Annotated in this window: 12 protein-coding genes and 1 pseudogene; 4 read left to right on the top strand and 9 right to left on the bottom strand. The window is 52.6% G+C overall.

Annotation, left to right across the window (positions count from 1 at the left end):
- Nucleotides 1-122: 122 nt before the first annotated feature.
- Nucleotides 123-304: pseudogene (locus tag BN3277_RS22110) on the top strand (MFS transporter); the annotation flags it as partial.
- 41 nt (nucleotides 305-345) lie between these two features.
- Here BN3277_RS22110 and gndA read toward each other — a convergent pair.
- From gndA to zwf, 3 genes are all read right to left on the bottom strand, one after another.
- Complete coding sequence (gene gndA / locus BN3277_RS22105) at nucleotides 346-1,758, bottom strand: NADP-dependent phosphogluconate dehydrogenase (RefSeq protein ID WP_059046444.1); 1,413 nt, start codon at nucleotides 1,756-1,758, stop codon at nucleotides 346-348.
- Nucleotides 1,759-1,805: 47 nt separating this feature from the next.
- Nucleotides 1,806-2,471, bottom strand: coding sequence for a fructose-6-phosphate aldolase (gene fsa, locus BN3277_RS22100; protein WP_059046442.1), 666 nt, complete (start codon nucleotides 2,469-2,471; stop codon nucleotides 1,806-1,808).
- Between the two features lie 67 nt (nucleotides 2,472-2,538).
- A complete protein-coding gene (zwf, locus tag BN3277_RS22095) occupies nucleotides 2,539-4,071 on the bottom strand; it encodes a glucose-6-phosphate dehydrogenase (protein WP_059046441.1) in 1,533 nt (510 codons plus the stop codon).
- Between the two features lie 182 nt (nucleotides 4,072-4,253).
- On the opposite strand from zwf, the gene BN3277_RS22090 reads away from it, so the two are divergent.
- Nucleotides 4,254-5,132, top strand: a complete 879-nt coding sequence (locus BN3277_RS22090) for a LysR family transcriptional regulator (RefSeq protein WP_059046439.1) — start codon at nucleotides 4,254-4,256, stop codon at nucleotides 5,130-5,132.
- A 64-nt stretch (nucleotides 5,133-5,196) separates the two neighbouring features.
- Here BN3277_RS22090 and BN3277_RS22085 read toward each other — a convergent pair whose 3' ends face one another.
- A complete protein-coding gene (locus BN3277_RS22085; RefSeq protein WP_187380113.1) occupies nucleotides 5,197-7,035 on the bottom strand; it encodes a methyl-accepting chemotaxis protein in 1,839 nt (612 codons plus the stop codon).
- 169 nt (nucleotides 7,036-7,204) lie between these two features.
- Here BN3277_RS22085 and BN3277_RS22080 point away from each other — a divergent pair, with 169 nt between their 5' ends.
- Nucleotides 7,205-7,609 (top strand): hypothetical protein, encoded by a 405-nt coding sequence (locus BN3277_RS22080; RefSeq protein WP_232436489.1) that lies wholly within the window; start codon nucleotides 7,205-7,207, stop codon nucleotides 7,607-7,609.
- Nucleotides 7,610-7,642: 33 nt separating this feature from the next.
- Here BN3277_RS22080 and BN3277_RS22075 read toward each other — a convergent pair whose 3' ends face one another.
- On the bottom strand, nucleotides 7,643-8,092 hold the full coding sequence (locus BN3277_RS22075; RefSeq protein WP_059046434.1) for a MarR family winged helix-turn-helix transcriptional regulator: 450 nt from the start codon (nucleotides 8,090-8,092) through the stop codon (nucleotides 7,643-7,645).
- 149 nt (nucleotides 8,093-8,241) lie between these two features.
- On the opposite strand from BN3277_RS22075, the gene BN3277_RS22070 reads away from it, so the two are divergent.
- The gene (locus BN3277_RS22070) at nucleotides 8,242-8,742 is read left to right on the top strand and encodes a CarD family transcriptional regulator (protein WP_059046432.1); all 501 of its coding nucleotides are present in this window, start codon (nucleotides 8,242-8,244) and stop codon (nucleotides 8,740-8,742) included.
- 50 nt (nucleotides 8,743-8,792) lie between these two features.
- Here the strand turns inward: BN3277_RS22070 and BN3277_RS22065 are convergent, their stop codons facing one another.
- The 4 genes from BN3277_RS22065 to BN3277_RS22050 all read right to left on the bottom strand — a co-directional run bounded on the left by BN3277_RS22065 (nucleotide 8,793) and on the right by BN3277_RS22050 (nucleotide 12,425).
- Nucleotides 8,793-9,659 (bottom strand): spermine/spermidine synthase domain-containing protein, encoded by an 867-nt coding sequence (locus tag BN3277_RS22065; RefSeq protein WP_059046430.1) that lies wholly within the window; start codon nucleotides 9,657-9,659, stop codon nucleotides 8,793-8,795.
- Between the two features lie 2 nt (nucleotides 9,660-9,661).
- Nucleotides 9,662-10,231: a DUF4256 domain-containing protein gene (locus BN3277_RS22060; RefSeq protein ID WP_187380112.1), complete on the bottom strand. Its 570-nt coding sequence runs from the start codon at nucleotides 10,229-10,231 to the stop codon at nucleotides 9,662-9,664.
- Between the two features lie 34 nt (nucleotides 10,232-10,265).
- Nucleotides 10,266-11,435 (bottom strand): DUF4317 domain-containing protein, encoded by a 1,170-nt coding sequence (locus BN3277_RS22055; RefSeq protein WP_059046428.1) that lies wholly within the window; start codon nucleotides 11,433-11,435, stop codon nucleotides 10,266-10,268.
- Nucleotides 11,436-11,579: 144 nt separating this feature from the next.
- Nucleotides 11,580-12,425, bottom strand: a complete 846-nt coding sequence (locus tag BN3277_RS22050) for an enoyl-CoA hydratase/isomerase family protein (protein ID WP_059046426.1) — start codon at nucleotides 12,423-12,425, stop codon at nucleotides 11,580-11,582.
- Nucleotides 12,426-12,455: the final 30 nt, after the last annotated feature.

Here is a 12,455-nt window from a genome sequence, read left to right as displayed (position 1 = left end):
GGAGTTCCTCCTTACGCATGCACGGGGTGTCGGATTGGCGATGCTAGAATTCAATATAATAGAGGTAATGCACCAACCGGCGGGAGGACAGGCAATGAACAAGCAGGAACAGGTGATCCTGGAACATGGTTTGGATTTCCCTCGTCCTGTTTGTTCGGGGAACCAGCGTAGGGGAATCAATCTTCCCTTAACGAGTGACGCTTATACGGGTTTTTCCAACGCCGGATTTCTCGTCTCGGCCCTCGTTCTTGTCCTTATTTTTATCCCGGGGTTGTTCCTCACCCATAAGAAGAAGAGCGCATAAAAAAGCCGCGGGGGTTCTCCCTCGCGGCTTGGGTTCATCCATTATTTATCCAGCCATTGAAAATGGAAGCTGCCTTCCTGGTCGACGCGTTCAAACGTATGGGCGCCGAAGTAGTCGCGCTGCGCTTGCAGCAGGTTGGCCGGCAGCCGCTCGGAACGGTAGCTGTCGTAGTAGGCTAGAGCGGAGGAGAAGGCCGGTACCGGAATGCCGCGGGTCACGGCGGTGGCGATGACCTGTCTCCAGGCGTCTTGGTAGTTCTCCACGACGTCTTTGAAGTAATCGTCGAGCAGCAGGTTTTTGAGCCCTGGATCGCGGTCGTACGCGTCCTTGATGTTCTGCAGGAAGCGGGCGCGAATGATGCAGCCGCCGCGGAAAATCATCGCGATCGCGCCGTAATTCAGATCCCAGCCGTATTCCTCGGAAGCAAGACGCATCTGCGCGAAGCCCTGTGCGTACGAGGCGATTTTGCTGGCGTAAAGCGCCTTGCGAACCGCTTCGATAAACGCTTGCTTGTCGCCTTCATACGGCTGGGTCGCCGGACCGCTCAGCCGTTTGCTGGCGGCAACGCGTTCGACCTTCATCGCGGAGATGAAGCGCGCAAACACCGACTCGGTGATGATGGACAGCGGGACACCGAGATCGAGGGCGCTTTGGCTGGTCCATTTGCCGGTGCCTTTTTGGCCAGCGGCATCCAGGATCACGTCGACCATCGGTTTGCCGGTGGCCGGATCTTTTTTACCGAAGATATCGGCGGTGATTTCGATCAGATAGCTGTCCAACTCGCCGTTGTTCCATTCGGTGAAAATATCGTGCAGTTCCTCTACGCCAAGCCCAAGCACATCCTTGAGCAGTTGGTAAGCTTCGCCGATCAGCTGCATGTCGCCGTATTCGATGCCGTTGTGGACCATCTTCACATAATGGCCGGCGCCGTCCGGACCGATGTACGTCGAGCAGGGATCGCCGTTCACTTTAGCTGAAATCGCCGTCAGGATCGGCTCGACCAGCTCGTAGGCGTCGCGTTGTCCGCCCGGCATAATCGCCGGGCCTTTCAGCGCGCCTTCTTCGCCGCCGGACACGCCGGCACCGATGTAGCGGAAGCCTTGGGCTTCCAGCTCCTTGTTGCGGCGCTGCGTATCCGGGAAGTGGGCGTTACCGCCGTCGATCAGGATGTCGCCCTTCTCCAAATAAGGGACGAGCTGATGGATCGTATCATCAGTTGGCTTGCCGGCTTTCACCATAATCAGAATTTTACGCGGGGTTTCCAGCGCCTGAACGAATTCCTCGATGCTGTAGGTGCCAACGAAATTTTTGCCAGGCGCCTCCTCCAGCAGCTCCTTGGTTTTCTCAGCGGAGCGATTGTACAAGGCAACGGAGAAGCCGTTGCTTTCGATATTCAGTGCGAGGTTTTTGCCCATGACCGCCAGGCCCACAACCCCGATTTGTTGTTTTTTCATATGAAATAACCTCCAAACCTATCCTCTAGTCTATTTGGGTAAAGCTCTTATTTCACCGATTTCTTCCAGTCGGCCGCAAACTTCTCCAACCCTTGGTCGGTCAGCGGATGTTTGGCCAACTGCTCGATGACGCTAAACGGAATGGTGGCGATATGCGCCCCGGATAAAGCCACGCGGGTCACATGGTCCGGATGGCGAACCGAAGCCGCGATGATTTGCGTATCCAGGCCGTGAACCCGGAACAGCTCTGCGACCTTCGCTACCAGTTGCACGCCGTCTTCCGAGATGTCGTCCAGTCGGCCGAGGAACGGCGATACGTAAGTGGCGCCTGCCCGGGCGGCCAGTAAAGCCTGGTTGACGGTGAAGATCAAGGTGACGTTGGTTTTCACGCCTTTTTGCGCCAGGTACTTCGTGGCTTCAAGGCCTGCCAGCGTCATCGGCAGTTTGATCGTGATGCGCGGATCGTTGTTGTTGATTTTGATGAGTTCATTCGCCTGGGCGATCATCTCTTCTGCGGTGAGTGCATCCGGCGTCACTTCCGCCGAGACGGACTCGACGTCAGAGACGGCCTGGAGGATTTCGGCGATACGGTCTTCGAACTTGACGCCTTCCTTGGCTACCAAGGAAGGGTTGGTTGTTACCCCGGACAAAACGCCGATTTTGTGAGCCTTTTTAATGTCATCCAAATTCGCGGTGTCAATAAAAAACTTCATCGCATATCCCTCCAATTTGTAAAATACAGATTTGAGATATCGGGGCGAAAAGCTGGGTCATCCCCCGTTATTTGATGGACAGCGGCTCCTGGGACGACGGGGTGCCGGTGGTTTTCGAATCGGCAGCCGTTTCGTTTTCCCGGTCAAACCACCACTCGAAGCCGTCTTGCGCTAGCAGCTCGTGGGCGGCTTGCGGACCAAAGCTGCCCGCTGCATAAGCGTGCAAAGGAACTTCGTTTGCGGCATAAGCGTCGAGGATCGGCTGTACCCATTTCCAGGACAACTCCACTTCGTCCCAATGCGCGAAGAAGGAGGCGTCGCCGCGAAGCGCGTCATAAATCAGGTTCTCGTAAGCTTCGGGCACTTCGCTGCCGATCTTGTGGGAGCCGATTAATACCTTCGTGAGATCTTGCTGCTGCGCTTCGCCTTCGGTGTTCAGGCGCAGGTAAATACCTTCGTTCGGGCTGATTTCGAACACAAGCAAGTTCGGTGCGCCGCCGTTGTTTGCCGCTGACGCCTGCTTCACTGGCTCGCGGAACTCGATCACGATACGTGTGGCTTTCTCCTTCATGCGTTTGCCGGTGCGAATGTAGAACGGAATACCCCGCCAGAAGTCATCTTCGATCTGCAGCTTGGCGGCGATAAACGTATCGTTCTGCGAATCCTGCGGGATTCCGGCTTCGTCTTTATAGCCGACCACCGGCTTCCCTTGAATCGCCCCGCTCGCATATTGACCGCGAACCACTTGGGTCGTCACGTCCTGGCGCAGCAGCGGTTCCAGCGATTGCATCACGTGTTTCTTCTTCGAACGCACCTTCTCGGAATCGTCGCCCTTCGGCAGATGTGCGGCCAGCATCATCAACAATTGCAGCATATGATTCTGGAACATGTCGCGCAAGGCGCCGGAATGGTCGTAATAGCCGGCTCTTTCCTCGACGCCGACGGTTTCGCTCGCCGTAATTTGCACGTTCGCGATGTAACGGTTATTCCAGGAAGCCTGGAGCACCGGATTCGTTTGCTGCAGCAGTTGAAGCTTTTGCACCATCGGCTTACCAAGATAATGGTCGATACGGAAAATTTCCTCTTCGGTAAAAGCTTTGCTAAGCTGCGCGTTGAAATCGCGAGCGGATTGCAGATCGCGGCCAAACGGCTTTTCGATCACCAGGCGTTTCCAGCCCGTCGTCTCACCCAGCCCGCTTTCTTGAATATGGGCGGCGATCGTTTCGAACAGCTCCGGCCCCACCGACAAATAGAAGAGCCGGTTAGGAGCAACCCCTAAGGCTTGCTCGCGTTCCTCAACCAGCTTCAGCAGGCTTTGATAGTCTTCCTTGCGGTCGACGTTCAGCACATGGTAGCGGAAGAAGCCGAGGAATTGATTGACGGCCTCCGTATCCTCGGCTGTCCGTCGCGAAAAGCTGTGCAGAGACCGCTCGATGTTTGCCTTAAAGGTCTCATCGGACCATTCTCTGCGGCCCAAGCCAATCACGGAAAATTCATCCGGCAGCTTTCCATCTAAAAACAAGTTAAACAGGGCAGGGTAAATTTTGCGTTTCGCCAAATCCCCGGTTGCCCCAAACAATACGAACGTATTGGCATCCATCTAGGTTCTCTCCTCTCGGCATAGCTTTTCATTTATGTGTGTCTTGGGAGCGGCCCCGCCGATTGCGGGTATACGCCTAAATCCCATCTCTAAGCTATGGATTATTTTGACTTACTCCACTATAATACGAATATCGCCATAGGTGAAATTAATATATTTGACAGGAGCTATAGACCACGTTTATGACTAACAATTATGAACTATATAAAGTATTTTATTGGGCGGCCAAAACCGGCAGCTTAACCCAAGCGGCTAATGCGTTGTTTTTGACGCAACCCAGCGTCAGCCATGCCATCAAGCAGTTGGAGGAAAGCTTTGGCCTCACGCTGTTTTATCGCAACTCCAAGGGCGTGTCGCTGACGCAGGAGGGCACGGTCCTGTACTCCTATATCGAGCAATCGCAGATCCTGATCTCCCTGGCAGAGAAGAAAATGGCCGAGCTGAAAAACCTCGATACCGGCGTGCTGCGAATCGGCGGCAGTGATTCGTTGTTTAAGCATTACTTGCTCCCGTACATTGAGGAGTTTCACCGTCGCTATCCGGACGTTGGGATTCAGCTGCTCCATGGTACAACCCCGGAAATCATGGGTTACTTGAAGGAGGGGAAAATCGACCTGGGCGTCGCCCGGATGCCGATCGTGGATCCTCATATCGAAGTGCGGGAAGGTATTCTATTGCAGGATTGCTTCGTGGCCGGCTGCGCATACGCAGATCTTAAGGACAAAGTCATTTCGCTGGATGAACTGCTCGAGCATCCGTTGATCCTGTTCTCACGCAATAGCCGGGCTCGCATGGCGATCACGGAGTTGTTCCAGGACTACGGTTATGAGCTCAAGCCGGAGATCGAGGTTGGCAGCGTTGACCTGCTGATTGAATTGGCGCGCAAAGGGTTGGGGGTGTCCTACGTTGCCCGGGAATTCGTATCGAAGGAGCTGGAGGAGGGCTCGCTGTTTGAAATCCGCCTGGACGTGGAGTTGCCGCCGTCGCAAGTGGGGATCATGAATATGCGGAACCTGCCGCTCACCAGCGCAGCGCAGAAGTTTATTGAGGAGTTCCGATAACCATCGGAAAAAGATCAAAGCCGTCTTCCTGGCTCACAGGAAAACGGCTTTGCTTGCGTAAAGCTTAGACGCGAAACTTGGAGACGGAGGCATGCAGTTCCTGTGCCATGCTGGCCAGGTTCTGGCTGGACGCGGCGATCTGCTGGACGGAAGCGGCTTGTTCCTCCGTTGCCGCGGAGACCATTTGGCTCTGATCGAGATTGTCCTTGCTGATGCCCTCGATTTGATGCATAGAGCTTAGCATATGTTGGCTGTCTTCCGCCATCCTTTCCAGGGTCAGCGAGACCTCTTGTACCTGATCGACGATTTGGGTGATGGCGTCCGAGATGCCGGCAAACGTCGAGCCCGCCTGCTTGACGACGTCGATACCGGTCTGTACGTTTTCCACATTAGCTTGAATGGCCCCCACAACGCCGTCGAGATGGGCTTGGTTGTTATGAATCAGCTCGGAGATTTCATCGGCCGCCTTGGAGGACTGCTCGGCCAGTTTTCGAACCTCGGTAGCGACGACAGCAAAGCCTTTGCCATGTTCTCCTGCCCGCGCGGCTTCAATACCGGCATTTAAGGCGAGAAGATTCGTTTGAGCGGCGATGCCGGAAATCAACGTCGTAATCTCCCCGATCTTGTGGGAGCTGAGGGCCAACTCGTCCACCGCCTGCTGGGCATCCCGCGTGATGCTTTCGATTTTGTCCATTTGGTCTACGGCCAAATCAATGGACTCCAGCCCGTCTTGCGCCGCTTGCGAGGTGCTTCCGGATTTTTCGGAAACCTCGAGGCTTGCCGCGGAAACCTCCTGGATACTCGCGCTAACCTGTTCAATGGTCATCGCAGCTTCAACGACGGCGGAGGATTGTTTCTCGGCACCCGAAGCCACGTCAGTGATAGCGTCCGCAACCTGGTTGGTGGCGGATGCCTGCTGCTCTGCGCTTGCGGTCAATTGCTGCGACGCAGCCGCCACTTCGCCGGCCGTGTCGGTGACTTTCCGCAGCAGGGCGCGTAAGTTGATGGATATCGTATGGGCGGCCTTCGCCAGCGTACCGATCTCGTCTTTACGGGAGACGAGCCTCTGCGGGATATCCGAGGTGAAATCACCTTCCGATATCGTCGTCAGATGCCCGGCGACCTGAATGATTGGCTTGGTGATCCGGCTAAGCAGGGAGTAGACAAGAACCGCTCCTAACAGCAGCAGAAGAGCACCGATCCAAAGGCTCGAGGTTTTCAGTTGATTTAAGCCGGTGAGGATTTCAGCCTGCGGCTGCGATACGTTAAGAAACCAGTTGGTGCCCTCTACGGGTGCAAATCCGGCATAGATCTTTTTATCGCCAAAAGTGAACGTAGACACTCCGCTTTTTTCCTGGATCACGGTCTTCTGATAGTCGGCGAGCGATTGCATCTCCGGATTGTCGGCGGCCATTTCGATCGGGTTCTGCTTGGCCAGCACAACATTGATATCCTGGTTAGCGATATTTACGCCACTGCCGTTAATCATAAAAGCTTGCCCGTCCCGGCCAAAGGACAGCTGTTTGGTAATGTCAATCAAGCTGGCGGCATCTTTCACTCGAAATAATACGCCGATGACTTGGCCCTCATGCTTGATCGGTACAAAATACGTGATAACGGCGGTTCCGGGATGAAGTATGTCTTCGACAGGGTCGTCTACAAAACGCTCACCGCCTATCGCCTTTTGAAAAGACGGGGCGTCCTTCATGCTGTAAATTTTACCGTCCGGCCCCAGGTAGTTTCCGTCTCGATCGGCGATATTCATATCGATATCTCCGGTTCGCTTGCTTTCGCCCCGGATCACCTTAAGCTTCTCGTCGAGCGGGATGGAAGGATCTTTGATCGAATCTTGGTTGGCCAGCATTTCCAGCGAGGAAAACTGTTCATCTAAGGTTTTGCTCAAAAGGATTGTTAAATTATTAATAGTTCTTGTCGAAATTTGTTTTATGCTGTAGAATTTAATCCCTTTTTTCATTTTTCCAAAAAGTCCATATTCGTGAGGTCCCCGCGCTCATGATCCTGCATAGGATGAACTAGGTGTTAGTCTATTTTTTCTAATGGGAGGATCATCCGTGTACATTTATCAAGAAGCCCGACAAATGGTACCTCATCCCGTGGTGACAGAGGTCAGACAAATCGCCTCCAATCAAGTCCTTCTCGTCTACGATCAACGGGCCGATTTTGGATCGGCGACGCGGCTTTCGAACTATTGGATTCGCAGCAATAAGGGGGCGGGGGGTGCGGCCAGTTTGGGGATGGATGAGGCGCTGACCGCAGCGAACGCGATCCGGCCGGAAGCGGCGATGATTACGGCCGCGGATAATACGAACACCCGGTTTATCATCACATTTAGGGAACGGCCAATGACAGGAGTGACCCATATCGTACTTCCGTGTTTTGTCAGCGTGGAGGGAATGACAGGGTACGGCGGAGCCAATTGGGGTCCTTTTAGCCGCAACGTGTTTATTGGGATGTAAACTAAATAAAGAAGGAGGGGCACCCCTCCTTCTTTATTTTGCAACGATCTCATTCAAATTTCCCCAATCAGCCTTTAGCAGCTGTTTTAACCTTTCGATCTGCTCGGTTCCGAGGGCATTCGCGATGATTTGCTCCAGCGTTGCCTTCATGGCGGCGTTCTTTTCATAACAGCTTTCGCCCAAAGGCGTTAATCTCAAGCTTTTCTCCTTCTTGTTATGCTGAGCCGGGGTGACCTCGACCAGCCCCTTGGATTCCAAGCTTTTGATAAATTTGTGGGTCGCTTGCCGCGAGATATCCACCTGTCGGGTCACTTGCGAAATCGTAGGATTCCGTTTATAAATTCTGGAAAGAATAAACCATTCCGAATTAGAAATATACATTTCGTGCCGGTCGTTCCACAACTGCTCGCAGATGGAGCGAAGCTGGACATGCCGTTCGCTGAGCAGATCGATCAGGTCCAAATCCTCGAATCCGGGATGCACCTTATCCCTCCATTCCGTTCCTGTTCCTATTTCTTCTACACTATACAAAAACCGCTGAATATTGTCAATTTAGTTGACATTTTGGTCAAGAAAGAGTATAGTGAAGATAGTCAACTAAGTTGACAAAATAGAGAGGCGGGATCACGACCATGTTTCATGAGGGGGATTTGATCATTTATTCGGTGCATGGCGTTTGCCGCATCGACGAGGTTTGCGTCAAATCGCTAGCTGGTGTTTCCAAGTCTTATTATGAATTGCATCCGCTAAGCAACGAGACCTTGAAAATTAGCACTCCGGTCGACAATGCGGCGGTACTGATGCAGAAATTGATGGGTCCGAAGGAAGCCAAGACGTTAATCGATTCGTTTCAGGCGCCGGGCATTCCATGGATCGATAACAATCACGAACGGCACCACCGTTATACCGCGATCGTTCGAACAGGCAATCGGAAGGAAATTGCGGAAGTCGCCAGAACGTTGATGCGCAAGAAACTATGGGCCGAACAGAATCATAAGAAACTCGGTAATCAGGACAACCAGCTGTTGCTGGGAATTCAAAATATTTTGTTTAAGGAAATGGCCATTGCCTTAAACATCCCTTCCGAGGATGTTCTGCATGCGGTCCAGGAGAAGGTAGCCGTGAGTGTATAACTTAGCGAATGGATAAAATAAGAGAGGTGCAGCCGCACCTCTCTTCCTTGTTATATATAACACTGAATTGACTTTTCGATCCAATACGAGAACCGGGTTCCCGGATGTTGCCGTTCGATTTGCTTCATTTGAAGATACAGGTCGATCCCGTCAGACACGTCGTGCCACAGATCGGTGAATACATAATCATATGAGTCTTGGTCTAGATGGGTGCGGGCATATTCGAAAGCATCCGCATGGACGATCTGAATTTTCTTGGCTTGCTTAAATTGGGGCAAGAGATGTTCTTGAAACAATTGAATGACGTCTTCGTTGATCTCCACGATCGTCACGCGGTCCACGTTGTCCTTCTCCGAAACCATATACGCGTAGTAGCCGAGACCAAGGCCAAAGGTCAGGACGTGCCCAAAGGCGTCGGTAATGGGTTCCTTCATCGTTTCAATCTCGTTTGGCGTCACCGTCATCCAAATGCGTCCCTGTTCCAGCACCGCCGGATACTTAAATTCGGCCGGGAAGAAGCCGATTTGCGGAATCTGCCGTCCTTCGGCCGTTTGAAGGATATCATTACATACGAACCCTTCGTACGGCTTATACCCTTCGTATTTCAATTCACTGCTGCCGATCCGGACGGAAGGGATTCGGATATTCCGATAATACGGGTTTTGCTCGTATACGCCCAGATCCAGCAGGTGAATCATTGGGTCAAAATAATGATGAAACAGCTCCTTATCCCCGGGATTCTCGAGGATATCCAGCCCGAACTTCGCCGCGAGCAGCAGCTTAAAGGCGTATTCGACCGAGACGCCGCTTTGGACGATCTCGCCGATCTCGGCCTCGCTGATAAGGTCGGGGGCGTGGTTTAAATAGCTGCTTAGCAACGCGAATAGTTTGTGATTGTCCTGGCGGATTTGTTCCATTCCTAAACCTTCAACGCCCCGCGGAATCCTCTGGCACCATAATAGGATTCCGCCCCGTTATGGTACACAAAAATCGTGTCGTAACGGCGATCGCAGAAGAGGGCACCGCCAAGCTTCCGGATCGGAGCAGGGGTTTGCACCCAGCTGGAGGTCTTCAGATCAAATTTCCCCAGCTTCTGCAGTTCCCGGTATTGCCCTTCCGTTAACAGCTCAATGCCCATGGCTTCCGCCATATTCATCGCGCTGTCTTCGGGTTTATGCTGCTTTCTCGATTCCAGCGCTTCATGGTCGTAACAGATGCTTCTGCGGCCTTTGGGCGATTCGGCAGCGCAGTCCACAAATAGAATCTCCCCCGGCTCCGCATCGAATGCAACGACATCCGGCTCGCCGCCGGTTCGTTCCATTTCATGGAGCGACCACAGCTTCTCCGGATGAGCTTCCAGCTTGGCCTGGACTTGAGCCCATTCCAGCTCCGGGTGGCGGTTCATGTTTGCCTCGAAACGCTTGCTTAAAACCTGGAGCAATGCTTCCCCTTGTTCCGGGACTAAGACCTGGATTTCTTTGTTCATCATGAGCAGCCACCTCAACGTTTCTTAAGTATCCCCCTTACAATTCTTCCGTGCTGAGCGTAAATCCTTCAATGACAGCATCCTCGTCTACCTCGATTAGGATGCAGCGTTTGCCGTGATAATTCACTTGCTTCACGTACCTCAAATCCTGGGGGCTGACCGAAATCGTCGCCACCTTCGTATCGATCTTAATCGATTTCGAAGTAAACTTCGGCACCACGCTGCTCGCTTTGATCTCATAGTTTTTGTCATCGATGACCGATTGGTAGGCCAGTTCGACCTTTTCCGTGGTGACGTTCTCCACACCGCTTGCCGTCAGCACGCGTTCTACATCCTTATAATCCAGCTTCGGCGGTTCTTCCTCTTCGTGGGTTTCAATCACCTGCTGGATTTCCTCGTATACGCTGGCGATTGTGGAGGCGTCGAGCTGCTCCCCGGCGATCTCCTTCACGATGTCCTCGAAGATCGCTCTCTCTTCCAGCGCGGTTACGGTTTTCTCGCCATTTAAGACCTGATCGATAAAATGCTGGTTTGGATCGTTGGCTTTGCCCGCGCAATACAGCACCCGATTGACGTCGGAGAAGCCGTCCGTGATGCTGGGGTAGAAGAAGCCTTGCTCCGGCGAGCGCAGCTTGATGATCGGATCCACAATTACGTTGTATTTGAACTCGCGTTCGATATAGTCGAACATCAGCGTTTTTCGCTGCGGTTCCGTGGAATTGATGCTGCACAAAATAAACGGATTCGCGAACATCTCATCGGTTTCGCTCTCCTCGGCTTCCTCGTTACGTTCCTTGGTTGGCTTGTAATATTGGCCGCGAACGAAAGTAATTACCGTATCCCGTTCATATTTCGTATCTTCCAGCATTTTCTCTACCAGCAAAAGCATCAATTCATGCCATTCCTCCGCATCACCGGTAACAAGAGCTTGATGCAGCAACGGCTGCGAGGGCTTGTCCGTTTCCGGCTGCTCCTGGAACTTTAACTCGAATAGCTTCTGATCCAGCTCCCCGGACAGCAGCTTCTTGAAGTTGCCCATATGCAGCTCCTGCTTCTCCCGATCCAAGAGCTCAAACGGTGTACGCTCAAAATGATAGATTTCGTTTGTTTCCTTCATAATATAGACGTTAAGGATGTCGTAGATACTAAGTCTTTCGTGATCCAGCTTAAATTGCTTGCGAATGTAGGCGATCTCTTTCTTAATCAAGATAATTCCCCTTTGTAAAAATTCAATATTTGCATTGTACTACAATTGCACGTCAACTGTCATGATACGCAAAAATGAAAAAGACCCTAACGCGCAAAGAGGATCGTCCATAGACGACCCTCTTGCAGCATGAATCTTGTATCCTCAGATTCGCCCTTGTTGCTTTAATTCCTTCAGCCTTTCCAGCGGGCCAACTTCATCTAAACAGATTCCCAAGGTGATCGAGTTCCCGTGCATCGCGAGGTCCTCTATAAGCGCTTGTTTCCAAGGACGCATCAGCACCCCGTGGGTTAGCACCCTCGTCGCACGCGGACGATCCATCATATATTCCGCCAGTTCCCATGCGCGCTTCAAAATGTCTTCGCGAGCCAAGACCTCATTCGCCAATCCGAGTTCCACGGCCGTCTTTCCGTCCAGCCGCTTCCCGGTAAGGGCGTAATAGGCGGCTCTTTTGACGCCAATCGTTCTTTGAAGCACCAGGCCCATACCATCCCCCGGGACAACTCCGGCCAGAAAATGCGGGTCCCAGAAATCCACGTCCTCGGTAACCAGCGTGATGTCGGCTAATGCGCTGAATTCCACATGCACGCCGGGACCGTTGACTGCGGCGATCACCGGAACGTCGATCCCAAACACGAAGTTTTCCATCAATTTCTGCGATTCCATCCGCATTTTTAACTTCGCGTCGGAAGGCCACTGGATAAACGGGACTTTCCAAGCGTCCGGATCGCCGTCCAGCCACTTATCGCCTGAACCCGTGATAATAATGACCTCATTCTCATGATCCGCGCCGATTTCTCTCCAGGCCTTTCCCCAGGCTTCGTGAACGCTCCAGACATACTTTAACGGGCCGCCATGGGTGTGCATTTTTACCTCAAGGATGCCGTCTTTCCGGGTCATCAACATGATATCCTTGTACTTCTCTGCATACTCCTCAAAACGGGAAGGCTCGTACCGTTGGAACCACTCCGGTAAAATTTCTTTTGGCATGTTGAACTCATCCTTTCTTTATTCGATGGA

It is taken from the genome of Paenibacillus rubinfantis, from assembly GCF_001486505.1.
GTDB classification, from domain to species: domain Bacteria; phylum Bacillota; class Bacilli; order Paenibacillales; family Paenibacillaceae; genus Fontibacillus; species Fontibacillus rubinfantis.
This window is presented reverse-complemented; position numbering and strand designations above follow the sequence as displayed.

Excerpts from the sequence above, each read along its gene's own strand:
- BN3277_RS22060 (WP_187380112.1), bottom strand. The coding sequence starts at position 10,231 with ATGATGAACAAAGAAATCCAGGTCTTAGTCCCGGAACAAGGGGAAGCA.
- BN3277_RS22090 (WP_059046439.1), top strand. The coding sequence starts at position 4,254 with ATGACTAACAATTATGAACTATATAAAGTATTTTATTGGGCGGCCAAA.
- fsa (WP_059046442.1), bottom strand. The coding sequence starts at position 2,471 with ATGAAGTTTTTTATTGACACCGCGAATTTGGATGACATTAAAAAGGCT.
- BN3277_RS22050 (WP_059046426.1), bottom strand. The coding sequence starts at position 12,425 with ATGCCAAAAGAAATTTTACCGGAGTGGTTCCAACGGTACGAGCCTTCC.
- BN3277_RS22065 (WP_059046430.1), bottom strand. The coding sequence starts at position 9,659 with ATGGAACAAATCCGCCAGGACAATCACAAACTATTCGCGTTGCTAAGC.
- zwf (WP_059046441.1), bottom strand. The coding sequence starts at position 4,071 with ATGGATGCCAATACGTTCGTATTGTTTGGGGCAACCGGGGATTTGGCG.
- gndA (WP_059046444.1), bottom strand. The coding sequence starts at position 1,758 with ATGAAAAAACAACAAATCGGGGTTGTGGGCCTGGCGGTCATGGGCAAA.
- BN3277_RS22070 (WP_059046432.1), top strand. The coding sequence starts at position 8,242 with ATGTTTCATGAGGGGGATTTGATCATTTATTCGGTGCATGGCGTTTGC.